We start from the raw sequence: 22499 nt of genomic DNA, 5'->3' as shown, positions 1-22499 counted from the left end.
GCTCCCACAGGGTATGCGGTGTGCTCACTGATTCTTTGCTGCCGCCCATCGCGCGGCATTGCAACTCTCAGTACACTGCACGCTCCAACACCAACATCCGTTGAACTCGAGGTTTCTGCATGACGCTCAGTCCTTTGGCAGGCAAGCCGGCTCCGGCCAGCGTGCTGGTCGATATTCCCCGGCTGCTCACCGCCTACTACACCGGCCGCCCCGACGCTGCCGTGGCGGCCCAGCGGGTGGCCTTCGGCACCTCGGGGCACCGTGGCACTTCGCTTGAATTGAGCTTCAACGAGTACCACGTCCTGGCCATTACCCAGGCCATCTGCCTGTATCGCCAGGAGAAGGGCATCGATGGCCCGCTGTTCATCGGCGCCGACACCCACGCACTGTCGGCACCGGCTACCGCCAGCGCCCTGGAAGTGCTGGCGGCCAATGGCGTGCAGGTAATGCTGTCCAAGGACGACGAATACACGCCGACACCGGCCGTTTCCCACGCCATCCTCTGCCATAACCGTGGCCGCGAGCAGGGCCTGGCCGACGGCATCGTCATCACCCCATCGCACAACCCGCCGCAGAGTGGTGGCTTCAAGTACAACCCGCCCAATGGCGGCCCGGCCGACAGCGACGTGACCAAGTGGATCGAGGCCAAGGCCAACGAACTGCTGGCCGCTGACCTGGCGGGCGTCAAGCGTATGGACCACGCCCAGGCGTTGCAGGCATCCACTACCCAGCGCCACGACTACGTGAGCAACTACGTGGCCGACCTGGAAAACGTCATCGACTTCGACGTCATCCGCAGCGCCAAGCTGCGCCTGGGCGTCGACCCGCTGGGCGGGGCGGGGGTGCGCTACTGGTCGGCGATCGCCGAGCATTACCAGCTGGACCTGGAGGTGGTGAACACCGAGGTCGACCCGACCTTCCGCTTCATGACCGTCGACTGGGACGGCCAGATCCGCATGGACCCATCCTCGCCCTATGCCATGCAGGGCCTGATCGGCCTGCGCGAACGCTTCGACGTGGCCTTCGCCTGCGACCCGGACCACGACCGCCATGGCATCGTCACCCCCGATGGCCTGCTGCAGCCGAACAACTACCTGGCCGTGGCCATCGACTACCTGTACCGCCACCGCCCGCAATGGCGCAGCGATGCCGCCGTCGGCAAGACCGTGGTCTCCAGCGGCCTGATCGACCGCGTCACCCAGCGCCTGGGCCGTGAGCTGTACGAAGTGCCGGTGGGCTTCAAGTTCTTCGCCCAGGGCCTGTTTGACGGCACGTTGGGCTTTGGTGGCGAGGAGAGTGCGGGGGCTTCGTTCCTGCGCCGCGATGGCTCGGTCTGGGCCACCGACAAGGACGGGCTGATCCCGGCCTTGCTGGCTGCCGAGATGACTGCCCGCACCGGGCGCAACCCGAGCCAGGCCTACGCCGACCTGACCGAGGCGCTGGGCAAGCCGTTCGCCACCCGTGTCGAAGCCAAGGCCGATGCCCGGCAAAAGGCTTTGTTGAGCAAGCTGGCGCCGGAGCAGGTGAAGTCGACCGAGCTGGCGGGTGAGCGGATCGTGCAGATCCTCAGCCATGCACCGGGCAACGGCCAGGCGATCGGTGGGCTGAAGGTGATGACCGCCAATGGCTGGTTCGCCGCGCGCCCTTCGGGCACCGAGGACATCTACAAGATCTACGCCGAAAGCTTCATCGACGAGGCGCACCTGCAGCGTCTGGTGCAGGAAGCGCAAGTGCTGGTGGATGCGGCGATTGCCTGACTGGTAACAAACCGCTTGGTTCTGTGGTGTGCTGTAAATTAGAATTAATCTTATTTACGCCACCGCAGGGCCTTCCCCATGATCGACGCCGCGCCGCCACCGGAGCATAGCCTGCCTGCCCTGTACCGGGAACATCGTGGCTGGCTGGAAACCTGGCTGCGGCGGCGCATGGGCAATGCCTGGGATGCCGCCGACCTCAGCCAGGATACCTTCCTGCGTATCCTGGCCAGCGCCCAGCCGCTGGCAGACATTCGCGAACCGCGTGCCTACCTGCTGACCGTGGGCAAGCGCCTGCTGAGCAACTTCCACCAACGGCGCAGCCTGGAACAAGCCTACCTCGATGCACTGGCCCGGTTGCCAGAGCAGCATGTGCCCTCGCCAGAGCAGCGTTGGCTGCTGCTGGAAACCCTGCAAGCCCTCGACGAGTTGCTCGACGGCCTCAAGGCGCCGGTACGCAAGGCCTTTCTCTGGAGCCAGCTGGAGGGCCTGGGCTATGCCGAGATCGGCAAGCGCCTGGGCGTTTGCGAGCGCTCGGTCAAACGCTACATGGCGCAGGCCTACGAGCATTGCCTGCTGGCCGAACTGTAATGACCAGCCATGCCCCCGAAACCCGCGAGGCACTGCAGGCCGCCGCGCGCTGGCTGGCGCTGGTGGACTCTGGCACTGCCAGCGAGGGTGACCTGCAGCGCCTGGAACAATGGCGCACCAGCAGCACCTTGCACGAACACGCCTGGCAAAAGGCACTGCTGTTGCGCCAGCGCTTTTCCGCGCTACCCGGCGCATTGGCCATGGCCACCCTGGACCGCCCGGATAGCGGCCGCCGGGCGCTGCTCAAGCAGGCCCTGGGCGTGGCGGCATTGTTGCCGGCGGCCTGGCTGGCAAGCCGCGAACTGCCGCTGGAGGCCTGGACCGCCGACATGCACACCGCGGTCGGGGAGCGCCGGCAAGTGCTGCTGAGCGATGGCACTTTCGTGCAGTTGAACACCGACAGTGCAGTGGATATCGACCTGGGCGCGCGTCGCCTGACATTGCTGCGTGGCGAAGTGGCAGTCAGGTTGCCCGGCAATCTGAGCCTGACGTTGCAGGTGCCCTATGGCCAGGTCGCGCTGGATGCCGGCGAGGTGTGCCTGCGCCTGGTCGATCAGGCTTGCCGGGTATCGGTGCTCAAGGGCACGGCCAACCTGCAGCCGCGGCAAGGCCCTGCACTGTTGCTGCAGGCCGGGCAGCAGGCCAGCCTGCAAGTGGCCGGGGTTGGCCCTGTCACCGGCCTGGACGCCTGGCCGCTGGGCTGGCGCGAAGGCGTGCTGCGCCTGGAGGGCCGTCCCTTGGGTGAACTGCTTCACGAGCTGCGCAGGTACCGCCCCGGCGTGCTGCGCTGGGCGCCCGAACTGGAGGCCCTGCGCGTGACCGGTACCTTCCGCCTCGACGACACCGACCGAGTGCTGGCCTTGCTCGCCGCCAGCCTGCCGTTGCAGGTGCACACGCGCACGCGTTACTGGGTGAGCCTGGCCGCGCGAGAAAATCGCGCATGAGGCTGTCCCCTTTTTTCCGCTCACCGGTCATTACCGGTAGGAGCAAATAAAGGGGAGCCTTGTTCAATGCCTGTTGTCATGTCCTGCCGCCTGCGCCCACTGGCGCGTGCGGCACATCCGTTGTTCGCCATGAGCCTGTTGTTGTGTGCACCGGCCTGGGCCGATGAACCCGCCCGGCGCAGCTATCAGGTGCCGGCCGCCAGCCTGGGTGCGGCACTTACTCAGTTTGCCGACCAGGCCGGGGTCAGCCTGTCGTTGGACCCGGCGCTGGTCAACGGCCGGCAGAGCAATGGCCTGTCCGGCAGCTACAGTGTCGACGAAGGCTTCACCCAGCTGCTGCGCGGCAGCGGCCTGCAGTTGCTGCCGGTGGGCGAGGGTGCTTTCACGTTGATGCCGGCCCCCCAGGCGAATGGTGCGCTGGAAATCGCCCCGACCAGCATCGTCGGCGGCCTGGCCGCAGGCAACGAAACGCAACCATACGCCGGTGGCCAGGTAGCACGTCAGGGTTCACAGGGCCTGCTCGGCACGCGCGACTTCATGGAAACCCCGTTCAGCATCACCAGCTACACCAGCGAACTGGTGAAGAACCAGCAGGCGCGAACCTTGGGCGAGCTGATCGCCAGCGACCCATCGGTGTGCGCCACCAACCCGGCGGGTGGGCGCTTCGAGCAGTTCACCATTCGCGGCTTCAGCCTGTTCAACAGCGATGTGGCCTACAACGGCCTGTACGGCATCCTGCCGACCTACTCGATCGACATGGAAATGGCCGACCGGGTCGACATCATCAAAGGCCCCAGCCAGCTGATCAACGGCATTTCGCCGCGAGGCAGTGTCGGCGGCGGCATCAATGTGCAGCCCAAGCGGGCCGGCGACCAGCCGCTCACCGAGTTTACCGGCAGTTATGCTTCGGCGGGCCAGGCAGGCGGTGCAGTGGATGTTGGCCGGCGCTTTGGCGAAGGCCAGCAGTTCGGCGTGCGTTTCAATGGCGTGAAACAGGCGGGCGACACCGAATGGGACCACCAGCGTGTCGAGCGCGAAATGGCGGTGCTGGGCCTGGACTTTCGTGGCGAGCGCCTGCGGCTTTCGGCAGACCTCGGCCATACCGAGCGCGACACCGATGCACCGCAGGAGCGGGTGCTGGTTGGTGCCAACGCCAAGGTGCCGGATGCCAACGACGTACGCCACAACTACGCCCAGGCCTGGAGCGAGGCGCGCACCAACGACACCTTCGGTGCGCTGCATGCCGAGTACGATATCAGCGAGTCGCTGCTGGCCTATGGCGCGGTCGGTGCGCGCAAGAGCAACCATGACTTCCTGCGCCACAACGTGTCCATCAGCAACGATGCCGGCGACTTCACCGTGCAGCCGCGCGACTTCACCCGGGATGAAACCGTGCGTACCGCCATGGCCGGCGTGCGCAACTGGTTCCATACCGGGCCGGTCAGCCACGAACTGAACCTGGCCGCCACCTACTTCTACATGGACTTCACCAACGGCGGCGCCCGCTATGCCTCGGCGCCCAGTAACCTCTACCACCCGGTGGCCACGCCGACACCGGGCACGCCAACCCGCATCGACCCTCAGGTGTACACGGAAAACCGCTTTTCCGGCGTGGCCCTGGCCGACACCCTGGGCTTCTTCGACGACCGCCTGCTGCTGACCCTGGGCGCGCGCTGGCAGCGGGTGCAGGTGGATGACTGGAGCGACGGTATCAAGGGGGATACCGCCTACGATGAAGAGAAGGTGTCGCCTTCGGGCGGCGTCCTGCTCAAGGTTACCGACCAGCTGTCGTTGTATGCCAACTACATGGAGGGCCTGAGCCAGGGCAAGATCGCGCCGTCGACATCGGTCAACGAAGACCAGATCTTCCCGCCGTTCACCAGCCGCCAGGTCGAGGTGGGGGCCAAGTACGACCTGGGCCAGGTCGCCTTTACCGCCAGTGCCTTCCGCATCCGCCAGCCCGCCTACGAAACCAACCCCACGTCGCGGGTGTTCGGCCCCAATGGCAAGCGCGACAACCGCGGTATCGAACTGAGCGTGTTCGGCGAGCCCGTGCAAGGCGTGCGTGTGCTGGGCGGGGTGATGTACATCGACAGCGAACTGACCGACACCATCGGTGGCGCCTACGATGGCAACCGCGCGCCGGCCACGCCCGAGTACAACGTCAACCTCGGCGCCGAATGGGACGTGCCTGGGGTGAACGGCCTGACCCTGACGGCGCGGGGCATCCACTCGAGCTCGCAGTACCTGGACCAGAACAATAGCAAGCAGATCGAGGGTTGGGAGCGTTACGACCTGGGGGCGCGTTATGCGTTCAAGGTGGATTCCGCCCAGGTGACCTTGCGTGCCAGTGTCGAGAACGTGCTGGACGACCGCTACTGGAGTTCGGCCGGGGCCTCGGATGACAGCGAGCCGGGGCTGACGCTGTCTACGCCGCGTACCTACCTGCTGTCGGCGACAGTGGGTTTCTAGCAGGTTCGATATGTGTGGGCCTGATGCCCTGATGCCTGTCAGATCAAGCAATCGGGGGCCGCCTTGCGGCCCATCGCCGGCAAGCCGGGCTCCCACAGGGATTTCGCAAGCCTTGAGGTCTGCGCCGTACCTGTGGGAGCCCGGCTTGCCGGCGATGGGCTGCGCAGCAGCCCCAAGAACACTGACTGACCAATATCAGGGCAAGCCCGCTCCCGGTGATCCCGCTAGGCTTGGTCAGGCACCACGGCGATCACATCGATCTCCATCAGCCACTCGGCCTGGGCCAACCCGGCCACCACCAGCCCGGTGGAAATCGGGAACACGCCCTTGAGCCACTTGCCTACCTCCTTGTACACCGGCTCGCGGAAGCGCGGGTCGGTGATGTAGGTGGTGGTCTTGACGATGTGCGACAGGTCCGAGCCGGCTTCTTCGAGCAGTTGCTTGACGTTCTTCATCGCCTGCTCGGCCTGCGCCCGTGGGTCACCCAGGCCCACCAGGTTGCCTTCGAAGTCGGTGCCGACCTGGCCGCGCACGTAGATGGTGTTGCCGGCGCGTACCGCCTGGCACAGGTCGTTGTCCAAGGTCTGGTTGGGGTAGGTGACCTTGGTGTTGAACATGCGGATGCGAGTATGGGTAGGCATCAGTGGGCTCCGAGGGTGCTGACGTTGCTGATCTTGGGTTGTTGCTGCTCATCCGCTGCGCGTTGTTCGCGGTCGCGGTAGGCGGTATAGGTGCGTTGCGTGGCGATGTGGCCGGCGACGTGCTTGGCGTCGTGCCACACGCCCCAGATGAACGACGAGCCACGGCGCGACAGCCACGGCAGGCCAAGGAAGTACACACCCGGCTCGCGGGCCACGCCGCGTTGGTGCTGGGGCTTGCCGTTGGCGTCGAAGGTGTCTACCTGCAGCCAGCTGAAGTCGACACCGTAACCGGTGGCCCAGATGATGCTGGTGACGCCGGCCTTGGCCAGGTCCAGTTGCTGCAGCGGGTTGCGCATGCACTCCGGGTCGGCCAGGCGTTTGCGGGCTTCGGGCTCTTCCGGCAGGTCCAGGCCGTTGCGTTCGATGTAGGCATCGGCGGCATCCAGCAGGGCCAGGTAGTTTTCGTCGCCGCGGTTGATGTTCTCGACCAGGTTGTCCTGGAAGCGCGCCACGCCGTTCTCGAACGACTGGGTCAGGCCGACCAGGGTCATGCCCTGGTGGGCGAGGGCGCGGAAGTCCACGGTGTGGCCGCCACGGGCGCCACTGACGGCAATGGTCACGTGCTCGCGGCCAGGCTTGGCGATTTCCGCATCCCACTCACCCAGCACGCCCAGCCACCAGCAGAAGTCGCGGTTGCGGTAAGCGCGTGGCGGGCGATCGTGGGCGCCGACCGAGAGGTACACCTGGCGCCCGGCACGCATCAGTTCTTCGGCGATCTGCACGCCGGAAGATCCGGCGCCGACCACCAGCACAGCGCCTTCTGGCAACTGCTCGGGGTTGTAATAGGCAGCGGAGTGGATCTGGTGCAGGTTGCTGTCTTTCGGCGCGATGGCCGGGATCACCGGTTTCTGGAACGGGCCGGTGGCGGCGACCACGCGGTTGGCGCGAATCACGCCTTCATTGGTTTCGATGGTAAAACCGGGGCGGTCGCTGTTGCGCAGCACTTTCTTCACTTCGATGCCGGTGCGTACGGGCAGGTTGTACTTGCGTACGTACTGCTCGAAGTAGTCGGCCACCTGGTCCTTGCCGGCGAAGGCGTCGGCGTCGAGGTTGAATTCCAGCCCCGGGAAGCGGTCGTGCCAGACCGGGCCGTTGGCTACCAGCGAGTCCCAGCGGCCGGTGCGCCAGGCCTCGGCGATACGCTTGCGCTCCAGCACCAGGTGCGGCACGCCAAGCTTGCTCAGGTGTTCGCTCATGGCCACGCCGGCCTGGCCGGCGCCGACGACGAGGGTGTCGATTTCGAGGTTGTTCAGTGTCATGTCCGAGCCCTTGTTCAGGCGGTTTTTGTCAGGTCGGTTTGGAGGACCGCCGTTGCCTGGGGCCAGACTAGGGATGCCGTGGAAATGGCGAAAATAGTATTTAGCTGGGGCTTGCCCATAAAACGGCGAAGGCCTTGATTCCTGCCGCCTGCAGCGGTTCCCGCAGCAGCTTTGCCGGGGTTTTTCCGGAACGTTTCGTGGTCATAGTTTTTTCCTCTGCAAACCCTCGGAAAAAGGTCGTTTCGCCGGCCGAAAGGTTCCACCCAGAATGCCGTGTATCGCACAGCACAACAGGAACCATGACATGACTTTTTCCATCATCGGTCGTTGCCAGGAAACCGGCCAGGTCGGTATCGCCATCAGCTCTTCGAGCATCGCCGTGGGCGCCCGCTGCCCGTGGGTACGTGCCGGTGTGGGTGCGGTCGCCACCCAGAACATCACCTTGCCGGCGCTGGGCCCGCAGATTCTCGATGCCCTGGAACAGGGCCAGTTGCCGCCTGCCGCTGCGCTGGACCGGGTGCTGAGCGCCAATGGCTGGAGCGAGTACCGCCAGCTCACGGTGATCGACAGCCATGGCCAGGTGGCGCTGTTCACTGGCAAGGAAGCCCTGGGCACACACCACGCCGTGGCCGGTGAGCAATGTGCGGCGGCAGGCAACCTGTTGGCCTCGACCCAGGTGATCGAGGCGATGGTGCAGGCCTTTGAACAAGCCGGCGGGCATCTGGCCGACCGCCTGCTGGCGGCCATGCACGCGGCGATGGCCGCAGGCGGCGAGGCGGGGCCTGTGCACTCGGCGGCGTTGAAAATTGCCGGCGAGCTGACCTGGCCGCTGGTGGACCTGCGCGTGGACTGGGCCGAGGCCGACCCGATCGGCGTGCTCGATGGCCTGTGGCAGGCGTATCGGCCGCAGATGCAGGACTACGTCACCCGCGCCCTCAACCCGACTGCCGCGCCAAGCTACGGGGTGCCGGGCGATGAGTGAATTTGCCAGTCGCGCGCTGCTGGCCAGGCTGATCGGCTTTGCCACCGTCAGCCGGGATTCCAACCTCGAACTGATCAGCTTCATCCGCGACTACCTGGCCGAGCTGGGGGTGGAAAGCGAACTGTTCCATAACCCGGAAGGCACCAAGGCCAACCTGTTCGCCACCATCGGCCCCCGGGACGTTGGCGGCGTGGTGCTGTCCGGGCATACCGATGTGGTGCCGGTGGACGGCCAGGCCTGGACAGTCGAGCCGTTTGCCCTGAGTGAGCGCGACGGGCGGCTGTATGGGCGCGGCACGGCCGACATGAAGGGCTTCATCGCTTCGGTGCTGGCGGCTGTACCGGCGTTTCTCGCCCAGCCGTTGCGCATGCCGGTGCACCTGGCGTTCTCCTACGACGAGGAAGTCGGCTGCCTGGGGGTGCGCTCGATGCTGGCCGCGCTGGAGCAGCGCCCGCACAAGCCACGGCTGTGCCTGATTGGCGAACCCACCGAACTCAAGCCGGTGCTGGGGCACAAGGGCAAGCTGGCGATGCGTTGCCAGGTACATGGCGCGGCCTGCCACTCGGCGTACGCGCCGTATGGGGTGAATGCCATCGAGTATGCGGCGAAGCTGATCGGCAAGCTGGGTGATATCGGTGATGCCCTGGCGTTGCCGGAGCATCACGACGAGCGCTTCGACCCACCGTTCTCCACTGTGCAGACGGGTGTGATCAAAGGGGGCAGGGCGCTGAACATCGTGCCGGCGGAATGCGAATTCGATTTCGAAGTGCGGGCCTTGCCGGGGTTCGAGGCGCAGACAGTGGCCGACCAGTTGCAAACCTATGCCGAGGCCGAATTGCTGCCTCGCATGCGCAAGGTCAATGCGGCCAGCGCCATTCACCTGCAGCCGTTGAGTGCGTATCCGGGGCTGGCCACGCCAGCGGATAGCGAGGCGGCTGGCCTGGTGGCGTTGCTCAGTGGTTCGGATGAGTTCGGTACGGTGGCGTTTGGTACCGAAGGTGGGCTGTTCGACCAGGCGGGCATCCCGACTGTGGTGTGTGGGCCTGGGAGCATGGACCAGGGGCACAAGCCGGATGAGTTCGTCAGTGTCGAGCAGTTGCGGGGGTGTGATGCCATGTTGCTGAGGCTGGTGGATTACCTCAGGCAGGGTTGATTGCGCTGGCCTCTTCGCGGGTAAACCCGCTCCCACAGGATCTCGTCAGTCTCAAGGGCTGTGCAGTACCTGTGGGAGCGGGCGTGCCCGCGAAGGGCTGCAAAGCAGCCCCAATCAAGGTTTCAGAAGGTAGCCTTGACCTGCAGGCCAACCACCAGCGCGTTGTCGATGTCCTTCCCGGAGAACGCGCCCGGCTCGATGATGTACTGCACATCCGGGCGCAGGTTCAGCCACGGGGTGGCCTGGTAGCCATAGCTCAGCTCGACCAGCTGCTCGGCGCTGTCGATATCGGGGAACTGCTGCCCGGCATCGAACGCGGCATCTTCCAGCACGTCGCGGCTACGCGGGTTGGGCACGGCACGGCCATAGCCCAGCGCCACGGTATCCTTCGGGCGGCCTGCGAACGGCTTGTACAGCACCACGCCGGCGCCATACCACTTGGTGAACGGCGAGGCGGCCTTGCTCGACGCCGAGTACTGGCCGAAGGCATGCAGGCTGCGGCCCGGCAAGCTCTGGTCGTTCCACACGGCCTGGTCGACCAGCAGATAGTGGCCGCCGCGGCAGGACACTTCCTCGTCGCTGCCGATGCGCTTCACATCGGAGCTGTCGTAGTAGTAGCCCAGTTTGTACTCGCCAGGCAGCTCGCCCTGCAGCTTGTACACCAGCTCTACCGGTACCACGGTGCCGGTGGTGTGCTTGGGGCCCAGGTGCCAGGCGCGGCTGGAGTTGCCGTTGCTTTCCGGGTCGACGTTGAACGCCGCCACACGCAGCTGCCAGGACGGCGACAGGTCGTACTTCACCCGCACGCCCAGGTGGGCATTGGGGTAATTGGTCCAGCCACTGCCGCCAGACATGTTCAGCGGGTGGCCGCAGAAGCCGGCGTTCATGAAGTTGCACAGGATGCCACTGTCCAGGCCGCCGAGGTCGTTGCCCATGGCCATGTAGCCGAGCTTGACGTTGAGTGCCGGGGTGAACAGGGTGCGCTCGTAGCTCAGCTCGGTCAGGCGGGTGTACAGGCCGCCGAAGTTTTCCTGGATCGGCAGGCGGTTGCCCACCAGGTCTTCCGAGGCGCTGTTGCCGCGGCGGTCGTTGATGGTCAGCTGGACCTTGCCACCGTTGTCCAGGCCATACAGTTTCGACAGGTCGAACTGCACGCCCAGTTTCAGGTTTTGCGAGTAGCGCGCCGAGCGGTGCAGGCCACCGTGGGCGTTGTAGGCGGTTTCGCCGCTGTAGTCGCCGGTGAACTTGACGCCGTCTTCTTCCAGTTGGTGACGCAGGCCGCCCCAGTCACCGGTCAGGGTGCTGCGGGTCATCAGGTCGCCGTCAGCCAGGGCGGTGCTGCTGGCCAGGGCCAGCAGCAGGGTGGGGGTGATGCGAATTGCGGATGGCATTGCTGAATCTCGTATTCTTTTCTGGGGCCAGTTCGCGGGCAAGCCCGCTCCCACAGGATGATCACTGCCCAAGCGGACGGTGCAGTCCCTGTGGGAGCGGGCGTGCCCGCGAAGAAGGCGACGCGGTCTTACGGCAAGGCGTAAGAAATCACGTAGTCGCCACGGTCAGTCGACTGGCGCGCGCCGCCAGCCGTGATCACCACGTACTGCTTGCCGGTCTTCGGCGAGACGTAGGTCATCGGGCCGCCCTGGCTGCCCACTGGCAGGCGAGCCTTCCAGATTTCGTTGCCGTTGCTGCTGTCGTAGGCGCGCAGGTAGAAGTCCTGAGTGCCGGCGATGAACACCAGGCCACCCTGGGTCGACAGGGTGCCGCCCAGGGTCGGCAGGCCGATCTTGATCGGCAGGTGCATGCGGATGCCGAGCGGGCCGGTATCCTCGACGGTACCCACCGGTACCTGCCACGCCACCTGGCGGGTCTTCATGTCGATGGCGGTCAGGGTGCCGAATGGCGGCGCCTGGCACGGGATGCCGGCCACCGACAGGAAGCGGTTCTTGTTCACTGCATACGGGGTGCCCTTGAGCGGTACTGCGCCCATGCCGGTGTTCAGCGCTTCGCCACCGGAAGCGGCGCCGCCCTTGTTCTGCGACGGGATCATCTGGATCCACAGGCCCAGGCGCATGTCGTTGACGAAGATGAAGCCATGTACCGGGTCGGTGGAAATGCTGCCCCAGTTCATGCCACCCAGCGAACCCGGGAAGCTCAGCGACAGGTCGGTGCCCGGCGCGGTGTACAGGCCGTCGTAGCGCATTTTCTTGAAGTCGATGCGGCACAGCAGCTGGTCGTACGGGGTTGCGCCCCACATGTCCGATTCGGTCAGGGTCTGCGCGCCGATCTGCGGCATGCCCACCGACTTCGGCTGGGTTGGCGAGTACGGCTCGTTGGGGATGTTGCTTGGCTTGACCGGTACTTCGTCGACCTGGGTCAGCGGCTTGCCGGTGGCGCGGTCGAGCACGTAGATCTGCCCGGCCTTGGTGCCGATTACCACTGCAGGTACCGACTGGCCGTCGTCCTTGGTGAAATCGATCAGGCTCGGCTGCATCGGCAGGTCGAAGTCCCACAGGTCGTTGTGCACGGTCTGGAACACCCACTTCTGGTTGCCGGTGGTGGCGTCCAGGGCCAGTACCGAAGCGCCATAGGTGTGGTCCAGCTTGCTGCGTTCGACACCGTAAATGTCGGTGGACGACGAGCCCATCGGCAGGAACACGGTATTCATCGCCGGGTCGTAGGACATCGGGGCCCAGCTGTTGGGGGTGCTGCGCACATAGGTGCTGTCGCCCTGCGGCGCCTGGCGATCTTCCGGGTTGCCGGGGTCGAAGGCCCAGCGCATTTCACCCGTGATCACGTCGAAACCACGGATCACGCCGCCTGGCATGTCGGTCTGGACGTTGTCGGCGACGCGGCCGCCGACCACCACGGTGGTACCGGCCATCAGTGGGGCCGAGGACAGCTGGTAGTAGGAGTCCGGCACATCGCCCAGGCCGGCCTTGAGGTCGACCTGGCCGTTGTTGCCGAAGCCCTGGCAGAACTCGCCGGTGTCGGCGTCGACGGCAATCAGGCGGCCATCGATGGTGTTGGTCAGCAGGCGACGCTGGCAGTTGGCACCGGCCGGTACGCTGGCCGCGGTGATTGGCGAGCTGTTCGGCTGGGTCGGCTGGGCGATGGCGGCAGTGGCGTCGAAGTAGGCCATGCCACGGCAACGCTGCCAGACCTTGGACTGGGCGTTGATCGCGTTCTTCCACAGCTCTTTGCCGGTGTCGGCATCAAGGGCGATCAGGTTGTTGTGCGGGGTGCAGATGAACACCTTGTTGCCGACCTGCAGCGGGGTCAGCTGGTCTTCTGCACCGTTGCCGTCGCTGAGCGCCACGTCACCGGTGTGGTAGGTCCAGGCCACTTTCAGCTTGTTGACGTTGTCGCGGTTGATCTGGTCCAGCGCGGCGAAGCGGCTGCCACCTTCGGTGTTGCCGTAGTGGGCCCAGTCCTTCTGCGCCTTGTCGGCCTCGACCGGGGTCATGCCCGGGCCTTTGCCGGTGGGGGCGACGCTTGGGTGGGCGACGAACATGTTGCCGGCGGCGATCACCAGCAGCACGGCCATCACCCCGGCAACGCCATAGGCACCGCGGCCGGCGCTGGTGCCATTGGCACGGGCCAGCAGCGGGTAGACCAGCGCCACCACCATGCCGATTGCGCCGAACATGAACAGGCGCGAGAACAGCGGCCAGAACACCAGGCCAGCGTCGATCAGCGCCCAGATGGCAGTGCCGACCAGGAACGCCGCGTACAGCCAGGCGCCAGCCGGTTTGCGGCGAGCGATGAGGACGCCGGCGATGGCCATGGCCAGGCCGCCGACCAGGAAGTACCAGGAACCGCCCAGGCCGGCCAGCTTGACGCCGCCCGCAGCCAGGAGGAGGCCGAGCAGGGCGATGATCACGCCCAGGCCGACCAGGATGATGTTTGTGGCGCCAGAGGCGCGCGGTGTTTCTTTCATGCCAGGGATCTCAGCAGGTGGAATGCGCGCAGTGTAATCTCTTAGCTTGCTAATTAACAAGTTGGTACATAATTTTGTGGGGCGGATTGTCGCAGGGCTGAACTCTGCAAGGTGTGGCTAAAAGTCTAGATCATGCGCTTAAAATTGCAGTAAACAGGGTGTTCATGTCGGCTGGGTAACCCGCGTTCGCTTTTCGATTACCGGATTCACGCCGGCCACGGAGTGCCGCTGCTGTAGAACACCGCGAGCCAGATGGTGGCGGTGCCGGGGGCGGTCCATTCCACGCGGTGGCGGTAATGCGGCGGGATATCCAGGCAATCGCCCGGCGCCAGCAGGCGGGTGTGGCTCTCGTGCTCGAAGCGCAGGCCGGCGGCGCCACTGAGCAGCACGATCCATTCGCCTTCGGCCTGGTCGTACCAGAAACCGGGCGGGCTGGCCTGGCCGCTGGAGACGATACGTTCCACGCGCACGCCCGGGCGGCTGAGCAGTTGGTCGACCCATTCGGCGCTGGTCGGGTCGCAAGGGGGCAGGGCGGTCAGCAGGTTGGTCGGGATCATGGAAAACCTCGTCTGGAAGGGGGTGGTTCCACTATGGACCCAATTGCCGTGCGCCGCGCTTCTTGACCGGCCCGGCTGTTTGTAAGACCTTTCCGGGATTTGGAAGACGGGCAACAAATGGACAAACTCCTGGCGATGAAGATGTTCGTGGCCACCGTCGATGCCCAGGGCTTTTCTGCCGCCGCACGCCGGCTCGGGCTGGCGACATCGTCGGTGACGCGCCTGGTCGATGCCCTGGAAGCGGCGTTGGGCACCACCTTGCTCAATCGCTCCACCCGCCAGGTCAGCCTGACCGAGGCCGGCGCCCGTTATTACGAGCGCGCGCGGGGTATTTTCGAGGCCCTGGACGAGGCCGATGCCAGTGTCGCCGATCGGGGCGAGGAGCCTGTCGGTGTGCTGCGCCTGTGCTTGCCGGTGGAGTTCGGCAGGCGGGTCATCGCCCCGCACCTGGGGCCGTTTTTGGCGCAACATCCGGCTCTGGAGCTGGACATCGACCTCAGCGACCGCCTGGATGACCTGCTTGACGGGCGCTATGACCTGTCGATCCGCCTGGGCGACCCCTCGCCCAATGACGAGCTGGTATGCCGCCAGCTGGGTCGCTTCCAGCGTTGGCTGGTGGCCAGCCCGGGCTACCTGGCCGGGCATGACGCGCTGGAACATCCGCGGCAGCTGCTCGAGCACGCCTGCCTGCGCTTTCGCTACGGGCAGAAAGGCCGCCCCTGGCGCCTGTCCCGTGGGCAGGACAGTCTGGAACTGGATGTGAGCGGGCCGTTGCGCAGTGCCAATGCCGACATGTTGCGCGAAACCGCACTGGCGGGCAGCGGTATCGCGCTGTTGGCCGACTGGCTGGTACGTGAGGATGTGGCGGCCGGGCGACTGCAACGGCTGTTCCCCGATTGGCAGGCCAGCCCCGGCGCGGCCAATGACAGCATCAACGCCCTGTACCTGCCCAACCATCGTGGTTCGCGGCGGGTGAATGCCTTTATCGACTTTTGCGAAAACTTGCTGCAGCGCAGCACCTAGTGTTGCGCAGTGCGCAAAGCCCTGTTGCGCCAGCGCTGGATTCTCGCCAGGAGTGCGTCTGGGTAAGGTGGCCGGCATATTCCAGCCATTGTCGAGGACACTCGCATGAATCCCTCCCTTGCCGCCGTGCAGCCTGCAGTCACCGGCCTCAGCCGGGCCCTGGTCGCCCTGCTGGCGTTCTGCTGCGGCGCGATCGTCGCCAATATCTACTATGCCCAACCCATCGTCGGCCTGATCGCCCCGGACCTGGGGCTGTCCACCGAGCATGCCAGCCTGATCGTTTCGCTCACGCAGCTGGGCTATGCGTTGGGCCTGCTGTTGCTGGTACCGCTGGCCGACCTGCTGGAAAACCGCCGCTTGATGGTGGCTACCGCCGTGCTGGCCTGCGTCAGCCTGCTGCTGGCGGGCACCAGCAGCAGCGGCCAGGGCCAGCTGTTCCTCGGCTATGCACTGCTGATCGGTTTCAGTTCCGTGGCGGTGCAGATGCTCATCCCGCTGGCGGCGCACCTGGCGCCGGAGCAGCAGCGTGGGCGGGTGGTCGGCAACATCATGGGTGGCCTGCTGCTGGGTATCCTGCTGGCGCGGCCGTTGTCCAGCCTGGTGGCCGACTACTTCGGCTGGCGTGCGGTGTTCATTGGCGCTGCCGGGGTGATGCTGGCGATCATCCTGCTGCTGGCCCTGACCTTGCCGCGGCGGGTGCCCGAGCACAAGGCCAGCTATGCCGGGCTGATGCTGTCGCTGCTTACGCTGCTGCGCCGTTATCCCTTGCTGCGCCAGCGCTCGCTGTACCAGGCGTTGATGTTCGCGGCGTTCAGCCTTTACTGGACGGCGGCGCCGATGGCCTTGGCAACCGAGCATGGCCTGTCACAGAGCCAGATCGCGGTATTCGCCCTGGTGGGCGCGGTGGGCGCCGTTGCCGCACCCATGGCCGGCCGCCTGGCCGATGCCGGGCATGCCCGGGCCGGTTCACTGTTGGCGTTGTTGCTGGCGCCGGCGGCACTGTTGCTGGGGCTGACCGTGCCGGGCTACAGCGTGATCGGCCTGGGCCTGACCGGCGTGCTGCTGGATTTTGCGGTGCAGATGAACATGGTCATCGGCCAGCGTGAAGTGTACGCGCTGGACCCGGCCAGCCGCGGGCGGCTGAACGCGGTGTACATGACCAGCATCTTCCTCGGTGGGGCGCTGGGTTCGGCGGTGGCCAGTGCGGTGTTCAGCCAGTTTGGCTGGCAGGGCGTGGCGCTGGTGGGGGCGGGGTTGCCGGGTGTGGCCTTGCTCATCTTCCTGGCCAAAGCGCGCCGGGGTTGAATGCTAGCGCGGTCACCTGTGGGAGCGGCCTTGTGTCGCGAAAGTGCCGCAAAGCGGCCCCGGCAATTCTGAAGTGATGCGTAGATCGTGGGGGCGCTTCGCACCCCTTTCGCGACGCAAGGCCGCTCCCACAAAAAGAACGGCACACGCCTGTATCAGACGCTACCGCCCAAGCGGCAACGCCACACCAATCAAGGCAAACAGGCTGCCGCAGCAGCGATTGAAGCCCTTGCCGCCCTTGGCCAGCCATGGCCGGATGCGAAACGCCAGGCGTGCCAACAGGTATTCGACCAAGAACTCGACGCTGGCAAAGGTTGCTGCCATCACCACGAACTGCAGCAGCAACCCACGCTGCGGGTCGATGAACTGCGGCAGGAAAGCGCTGTAGAACAGCAGCACCTTGGGGTTGGCCATGGCCGACAGCAGGCCCTGGCGGAACAGGCCGGCATTGCCCAGACGCGCGCTTTGCGCGGTCAGTTCCAGGTGCAGGCCCGGGCTGCGCCACAGCTGGATACCCAGCCAGATCAGATAGGCGCCACCCATCCACTTGAGCACGCTCAGCACCGAGGCCGAGGCCTGCAGCAATGCGCTGAGGCCGAACATGGCCAAGGCGATCAGGGCGCTGAAGCCAAACACCCCGCCGACGATGGTGAACAACGTCCGGCGTGCGCCATACAGGGCGCCGTGGGTCAGGGCCAGCAGGCTGTTGGGGCCCGGGGTCAGCGACAGGCCGATGCTGGCCAGCAGGTAGATGAGCCAGGTGTCGAGTGCCATGGTGGGAAATGCCTTGTTGATGTGGAGGGCGTCAGTCTATGGCGCCGACCTTGGCCGGCAAGGGTATGATCCGGACATTGAATGGTCGTTTCTGGACGCGATGCCAATGCTGCCCGATATCCGCTTGCTGATCTTGCCGTTACCGGATTTTGCCCTGCTGCCGTTCGGCGCCTTTCTCGACAAGTTGCGTTTCAGCGCCGACGACGAGGACTACAGCCAGCAGCGCTACTGCAGCTGGACCGTGGCAGGGCTGACCCTCGACCCGGTGCCGTCGAGCAGCGGCGCGGTGGTGCAGGTCGAGGCCGTCGCTGGCCAGCTCGAGCTGGCCAGTTTCGACTACCTGGTGGTGTTCGGCGGGCGTAACGCCATGGCCACTGCCGCGCTGGCGCCTCGCTACCGGGCCTTGCTCAGGCAGGCCGGCAAGGCTGGCGTCAAGCTGGTGGGGGTCGACAACGGTGCTTTCCTGTTGGCCGCCTGCGGGTTGCTGCAGGGGCACAAGGTAGTGGTGCACTGGCGCCACGAAGCCGAATTTCGTGCGGCCTTCCCGCATTTGCAGGTGCTGAGTGAGCAGCTGTATTGCATCGACGGTAGCCGCATCACCTGCGCCGGCGGCACCGCGGCCATCGACCTGGCCGTCGCCCTGTTGTCACGCGCCTGCGGGCGGGCCCGGGCGCTCAAGGGCCTGGCCGACATGCTGGTGGATGAAACCCGCGATAGCCGCCATGCCTTGCGCTCGCTGGAGCTGGGGGCGGGGCAGGGGCGGCAGGTACAGCGCGCGCAGGCGTTGATGCGTCATCACCTGGGTACGCCGTTGACCGCGGAGCAGCTGGCGGCGGAGCTGGGCATCAGCCGGCGCCAGCTGGACAGGCAGTTTCACGCCAGCCATGGCATGAGCACCAAGGCCTGGTGGCTGGAGATGCGCCTGCAACAGGCGCGCTGGCGCTTGCTCAATTCCAGCCACAGCCTGGCGCAGATTGCCGATGAAGTGGGCCTGGGCGATGCCAGTTACCTGGGCAAGTGCGTGCGGCGACGGTTTGGTTGCACGGCCCTTGAACTGCGCGCAGGCACGAATCCGCTCTGAAACCGCGCGCGGTTTCCTGTGGGAGCGGGCGTGCCCGCGAAGAATCCAACGCGGTGCATGGCACCGGCTACGCCGGTGTTCGCGGGCATGCCCGCTCCCACAGGGTCCCTGCTATTTCAATAAGTCCTGTGAGAGCCGGCCTACTGCGGCGTCCCGAACAACCCTGTCCAGTAGATCCCCGCATCACTCTTCGGGTCCACTGCATACGCAGCGCCCAGCTCGCGGAAGTCCGGGTTCATCAGCGTCGCGCAATGCCCGGGGCTATCCAGCCAGCCATCGACCACCTTGCGCGCGGTATCCCGCCCGGCGGCGATGTTTTCGCCGATCTGCTGGTACAGGTAGCCGGCCAGCTCTGCCCGGTCACCGGGGGTGCGGCCATCCTTGTCGATGTGGTCGAAGAAGTTCTGGTTGGCCATGGCCCGGGTGTGGTTGGCGGCAACCCCGGCCAGCACCGTGCTCCAGCTCAGCGCGGGGGCGGCGGCGAAGGGCTGGCCACCGCATTGGCGCGGCACCTTGCGCGCGGCGTTGATCTCCTGCAGCACCTTCTGCCCCTCGGCCTGCCAGTCGCCCAGGCGGCCACTGAGCAGCGGCCGGGCCAGCACGATGCGCCAGTCGCGACCTTCCTGGCTGACGCCGATATCGACGAACTGCGGGTCGAGCACCACCTGGCAGAAGCTCTCTTCGATGGCGTGCATGGCAGCGCGCGCATCACGCGGCCCCGACAGGCTGATGGCCTGCACATTGACCATCGGGTAGGCGGCGCGGGTCATGGCCTGCTGCAGGTCGCGGGTACCCTCTGGCGACAGCGCCAGGCGGGTATCGCTGTTGAGCGGCGGCAGCTCCAACGACGCTTCGCCACCGCAGGGCTGGGCCTTGCTGCGGTAGACATTGATCGAATCGATCAGTTGCGCCTCTTCGCCGGTGGCAGCCAGTGCCCCGGCCGAAACGACCAGGCCCAGCGACAAGGCGGCAACGGATGACAGGACGCGCATGTGGATCTCCCTATGACTGGCAGCGTCGTGGTTTGCGCTGCTCATCCTACACAAGCCCGGGGCTTTTGGCCCGGGATCGTGCAAAGCAATGAAAACGCCGGCATTCGTTGCTGGCAGCAAAAGAGGGAGTAGACCACTGATGATCGGAAAAGTGCGAACAGTTGGTAATCATTCTTATCGAACCACAGCGGTCAGCCCGTTGGCCGGCGCCCGGCGGGTATCAGCGCGCCACCGCCTGGTTCGGTTTGTAGAACAGAAAATGCCGGGTCTGCGCCGTCCGGCGGTAGGCTTTGGCCCAGTCCGGGCGCACATTGCGGTCATGGAAGTACAAGGCACCCCCGGTGCGGTCTTTCAACTGCTGGTTGAGCGCCTTGCGCGCAATCTCCTTGGCAATGCCGTAGCGTTGCGCTTCTTCGACCCGGTCCGGGCGCCCGTCGCACCACCAGGAGAACTGGCAGGCCTTGCTTTCCACACCCTGCTTGACCACGCCGCAGATGGTATCCGGGAAGCCATCGTGGCCCAGGCGGTTGAGCACGACGTTGGCCACGGCGGCCATGTCTTCGGCGTCCGCACCCTTGGCCTCCCAGTAGATGGTGCGGGCCAGGCAGGTGATGCTGTCATCCAGCGGCGCCTGGCCGGCCGGGTCCACTGCCTGTGCTTCGCCCGGTGTGAGGGTTTCGGCCTTTTTCGGGGGTGGTGTGTCATTCACCACTTTTTCCTCGAGCACCTCGGCCTTGTCCTCGGCGACGGCAGCCTTGGCCGGGTCGGCCGCGTGCAAGGGGCCTGCGAGCAGGGCCGAAACCAGGCCGATCACCATCCACGAAAGGCGCATGATGCAAGCTCCCGAACTGTGGGCTGGTTCACAGTCTAGCCAAGCGCGAGCATCAGCACCAAAGGCAGGGTGGCGGCGGCCAACACGGTCTGCAGGGCGATGATGGTGGCCATCAGCGGTGCGTTACCGCCCATTTGCCGGGCCATCACATAGGAGGATGACGCGGTCGGCAGTGCCTGGAACAGCACCGCCACCACCGCTGCCTGGCCACCCAGGCCAAGCAGGCGGCACAAGCCCCAGGTGGTCAGCGGCATGACCAGGAACTTGAATGCCGACGCCGCCATCAGCGGGCGTACCTGCTGGCCCAGGCGGGCACCACCCAGGGCTGCGCCGACGCACAGCAGGCCCAGCGGCAGGGCGGCCTGGCCCAGGGCCTTGACCGTGGGTTCGATACCCGCTGGCAGGCCCAGCCCACTGGCGCGCAGCAGCAACCCGCCGGCGCAACCGACGATCAAGGGGTTGGCAAAGATGGCCCGCAGCACCGTGGCCGGTGAGCTATGGCGGGCGCTGAAGCGGGCGAACACCAGCACGCAAAGCAGGTTCACCAGTGGCACGATGGCGGCGTTGGCCACCGCCGCCAGGGCGATGCCGGCGCTGCCGTAGATACCCGCTGCAAGGGTGGCGCCGATGTAGTTGTTGAAGCGGATACCGCCCTGGAACACCGAGGTGAAGTCGGCACCGTCGTGGTTGATTGCGCCTTGGTACAGCACCAGCAGCACGGCCCCTGCAAGGGTCGAGAGCATCAGCACGCCGACCATGCCCAGTACCGGTACGCCATCGAGGTTGGCGGTGGCCAGGCCATGGAGGAACAGCGACGGCAGCAGTACGTAATAGCTCAGGCGCTCGGCGCCGGGCCAGAAGGTATCGGCGAGGAAGCCGCGCAGGCGCAGGAAAGTGCCCAGGGCAATCAGCAGGATGATCGGCAGCAGCGTAGTCAGCAGCAGGTGGAGCATGATCGACGTTCCGTGGTCGGGTATGGGGCACAGACTACTGGTGCGGATCGATCTGTAAAAACGTTGTTTTCTGCAGTGACCGTTGAGAAAAAATGCATGTTGCTGGCGGTGGTCTCTGTGGGAGCGGGCATGCCCGCGAACACCGGCGCAGCCGGTGCCATCCACCGCGTTGAATTCTTCGCGGGCACGCCCGCTCCCACAGAGACCCTGCCAATACAACCAGTCATGTGCAGTCACAAGAAAGTCGAGCCGTGCTGTTCACGCCTCCAGCGCAGTCTTCAGCACCGCACTCAAATGCCGCCGCTGGCTTTTCTCATGCTCCAGCAACACCACCCGCCGGGTCAGCTGCGGGTCGCCAAACGGCAGGCAGGTGGCCGGTGGCAAGCGTTGTAGGTCGTCATCGGCCATGGGGATAATTGCCACGCCCAGGCCCATCACCGCCATGCGCGCCAGCGCTTCCTGGCTGTCCAGCTCCATCTGCTCGCTCACCTGCAGATGCTGGCGGCGCAGCTCCTGCTCGATCTGCCGCCCGGCCCAGGCACGCTTGTCGAAGCGCAGGAACGGCTGGCTGGCCAGCAACTGCGGCACGCTTAACCCTGCCAGGTCGGGGCTGGCGATGGCCCAGAAGCGGTCTTCGAACAACGGCGTGAAGTCCAGGTTTTGCGGGTAGGGGCTGACCGGCTCGGTGGTGATCGCCGCATCGAGTTCGCCGTCTTCCACCCGCCGTGCCAGTTCGGCCGACATGCCGGAGGCCACGCTGACATGCAGCTGCGGATGGTGCGCCTTGATCCACACCAGCGCCTTGGGCAGGCGCCGCGCCAGCACCGTGTGGATCGCCCCCAGGCGCAGGCGGCCGCGCAGGCTCGGGCCGCTGGCCAGGGCGTCGGCCAGTTCGTCATAGCTAGCCAGGATGGTCTCGGCGCGGGCCACCGCCAACTGGCCGGCTTCGGTCAGCGACACCTGCCTGCGGCTGCGGTCGAACAAGGTCACCTGCAGTTCGTCTTCGAGGGTCTTGATGTGCAGGCTTACCGCCGAAGGGGTGAGGCTGAGCAGGTCGGCGGCACGCGCGAAGGTGCCGTGGCGGGCGATGGTCACCAGGGTGCGCAAGGCTTTGAGGGACATGCGGGTGAGGTCCGGTTTCAAGCTGACAGAGCTGCATTGTCAGGCCAGGCCCTATCGCCGGCAAGCC

Annotated in this window: 19 protein-coding genes; 9 read left to right on the top strand and 10 right to left on the bottom strand. The window is 65.8% G+C overall.

Going from position 1 to position 22499, the window contains the following annotated elements:
* The first annotated feature begins 119 nt into the window (after positions 1 to 119).
* From pgm to B2790_RS17715, 4 genes are all read left to right on the top strand, one after another.
* Positions 120 to 1757, top strand: a complete 1638-nt coding sequence (gene pgm / locus B2790_RS17730; RefSeq protein WP_286919358.1) for a phosphoglucomutase (alpha-D-glucose-1,6-bisphosphate-dependent) — start codon at positions 120 to 122, stop codon at positions 1755 to 1757.
* Positions 1758 to 1835: 78 nt separating this feature from the next.
* On the top strand, positions 1836 to 2345 hold the full coding sequence (locus tag B2790_RS17725; RefSeq protein ID WP_286919357.1) for a sigma-70 family RNA polymerase sigma factor: 510 nt from the start codon (positions 1836 to 1838) through the stop codon (positions 2343 to 2345).
* Positions 2345 to 3289 (top strand): FecR domain-containing protein, encoded by a 945-nt coding sequence (locus B2790_RS17720; protein WP_286919356.1) that lies wholly within the window; start codon positions 2345 to 2347, stop codon positions 3287 to 3289. The genes B2790_RS17725 and B2790_RS17720 overlap by 1 nt, the downstream gene beginning before the upstream one ends.
* A gap of 66 nt (positions 3290 to 3355) precedes the next feature.
* Positions 3356 to 5761 (top strand): TonB-dependent receptor, encoded by a 2406-nt coding sequence (locus B2790_RS17715; RefSeq protein WP_286919355.1) that lies wholly within the window; start codon positions 3356 to 3358, stop codon positions 5759 to 5761.
* Positions 5762 to 5985: 224 nt separating this feature from the next.
* Here the strand turns inward: B2790_RS17715 and B2790_RS17710 are convergent, their stop codons facing one another.
* Positions 5986 to 6402 carry a RidA family protein gene (locus tag B2790_RS17710; RefSeq protein ID WP_286919354.1) on the bottom strand — a complete coding sequence of 139 codons (417 nt, stop codon included), beginning with the start codon at positions 6400 to 6402 and terminating at the stop codon, positions 5986 to 5988.
* Positions 6402 to 7721 carry a flavin-containing monooxygenase gene (locus tag B2790_RS17705; RefSeq protein WP_025338852.1) on the bottom strand — a complete coding sequence of 440 codons (1320 nt, stop codon included), beginning with the start codon at positions 7719 to 7721 and terminating at the stop codon, positions 6402 to 6404. Before B2790_RS17705 ends, B2790_RS17710 begins: the two co-directional genes overlap by 1 nt.
* A 304-nt stretch (positions 7722 to 8025) precedes the next feature.
* On the opposite strand from B2790_RS17705, the gene B2790_RS17700 reads away from it, so the two are divergent.
* Both B2790_RS17700 and argE read left to right on the top strand, forming a co-directional pair.
* Positions 8026 to 8703, top strand: coding sequence for a DUF1028 domain-containing protein (locus B2790_RS17700; protein WP_013972966.1), 678 nt, complete (start codon positions 8026 to 8028; stop codon positions 8701 to 8703).
* Complete coding sequence (gene argE / locus B2790_RS17695) at positions 8696 to 9856, top strand: acetylornithine deacetylase (protein ID WP_286919353.1); 1161 nt, start codon at positions 8696 to 8698, stop codon at positions 9854 to 9856. The genes B2790_RS17700 and argE overlap by 8 nt, the downstream gene beginning before the upstream one ends.
* Before the next feature lie 122 nt (positions 9857 to 9978).
* Here argE and B2790_RS17690 read toward each other — a convergent pair whose 3' ends face one another.
* From B2790_RS17690 to B2790_RS17680, 3 genes are all read right to left on the bottom strand, one after another.
* Positions 9979 to 11247, bottom strand: coding sequence for a carbohydrate porin (locus tag B2790_RS17690; RefSeq protein ID WP_286919352.1), 1269 nt, complete (start codon positions 11245 to 11247; stop codon positions 9979 to 9981).
* A 128-nt stretch (positions 11248 to 11375) separates the two neighbouring features.
* Positions 11376 to 13793 carry a glucose/quinate/shikimate family membrane-bound PQQ-dependent dehydrogenase gene (locus B2790_RS17685; protein WP_286919351.1) on the bottom strand — a complete coding sequence of 806 codons (2418 nt, stop codon included), beginning with the start codon at positions 13791 to 13793 and terminating at the stop codon, positions 11376 to 11378.
* 206 nt (positions 13794 to 13999) lie between these two features.
* A complete protein-coding gene (locus tag B2790_RS17680; protein ID WP_046615410.1) occupies positions 14000 to 14350 on the bottom strand; it encodes a cupin in 351 nt (116 codons plus the stop codon).
* Positions 14351 to 14467: 117 nt separating this feature from the next.
* Here B2790_RS17680 and B2790_RS17675 point away from each other — a divergent pair, with 117 nt between their 5' ends.
* Positions 14468 to 15373 carry a LysR family transcriptional regulator gene (locus B2790_RS17675; RefSeq protein ID WP_286919350.1) on the top strand — a complete coding sequence of 302 codons (906 nt, stop codon included), beginning with the start codon at positions 14468 to 14470 and terminating at the stop codon, positions 15371 to 15373.
* A 105-nt stretch (positions 15374 to 15478) separates the two neighbouring features.
* Entirely contained in the window at positions 15479 to 16678 is a 1200-nt protein-coding gene (locus B2790_RS17670; protein WP_286919349.1) for an MFS transporter, read from the top strand.
* Between the two features lie 162 nt (positions 16679 to 16840).
* On the opposite strand, the gene B2790_RS17665 is transcribed toward B2790_RS17670, so the two are convergent.
* The gene (locus B2790_RS17665) at positions 16841 to 17452 is read right to left on the bottom strand and encodes a LysE family translocator (protein WP_286919348.1); all 612 of its coding nucleotides are present in this window, start codon (positions 17450 to 17452) and stop codon (positions 16841 to 16843) included.
* A 106-nt stretch (positions 17453 to 17558) separates the two neighbouring features.
* Here B2790_RS17665 and B2790_RS17660 point away from each other — a divergent pair, with 106 nt between their 5' ends.
* A complete protein-coding gene (locus B2790_RS17660) occupies positions 17559 to 18533 on the top strand; it encodes a GlxA family transcriptional regulator (RefSeq protein WP_286919347.1) in 975 nt (324 codons plus the stop codon).
* 140 nt (positions 18534 to 18673) lie between these two features.
* Here the strand turns inward: B2790_RS17660 and B2790_RS17655 are convergent, their stop codons facing one another.
* The 4 genes from B2790_RS17655 to B2790_RS17640 form a co-directional block, all read right to left on the bottom strand.
* Positions 18674 to 19525 carry a CAP domain-containing protein gene (locus tag B2790_RS17655; RefSeq protein ID WP_025338862.1) on the bottom strand — a complete coding sequence of 284 codons (852 nt, stop codon included), beginning with the start codon at positions 19523 to 19525 and terminating at the stop codon, positions 18674 to 18676.
* Positions 19526 to 19745: 220 nt separating this feature from the next.
* A complete protein-coding gene (locus B2790_RS17650; RefSeq protein WP_286919346.1) occupies positions 19746 to 20357 on the bottom strand; it encodes a cell wall hydrolase in 612 nt (203 codons plus the stop codon).
* 35 nt (positions 20358 to 20392) lie between these two features.
* A complete protein-coding gene (locus tag B2790_RS17645; RefSeq protein WP_085591487.1) occupies positions 20393 to 21310 on the bottom strand; it encodes an AEC family transporter in 918 nt (305 codons plus the stop codon).
* A 258-nt stretch (positions 21311 to 21568) separates the two neighbouring features.
* Positions 21569 to 22432, bottom strand: a complete 864-nt coding sequence (locus tag B2790_RS17640; RefSeq protein ID WP_025338865.1) for a LysR family transcriptional regulator — start codon at positions 22430 to 22432, stop codon at positions 21569 to 21571.
* Positions 22433 to 22499: the final 67 nt, after the last annotated feature.

The sequence above is a fragment of the Pseudomonas sp. UBA6753 genome (genome assembly GCF_002453565.1).
In the GTDB taxonomy this organism is placed as follows: Bacteria; Pseudomonadota; Gammaproteobacteria; order Pseudomonadales; family Pseudomonadaceae; genus Aquipseudomonas; species Aquipseudomonas putida_Z.
Note: the sequence above shows the minus strand (reverse complement) of the source record. Positions and strands in the feature narration are given on the sequence as shown.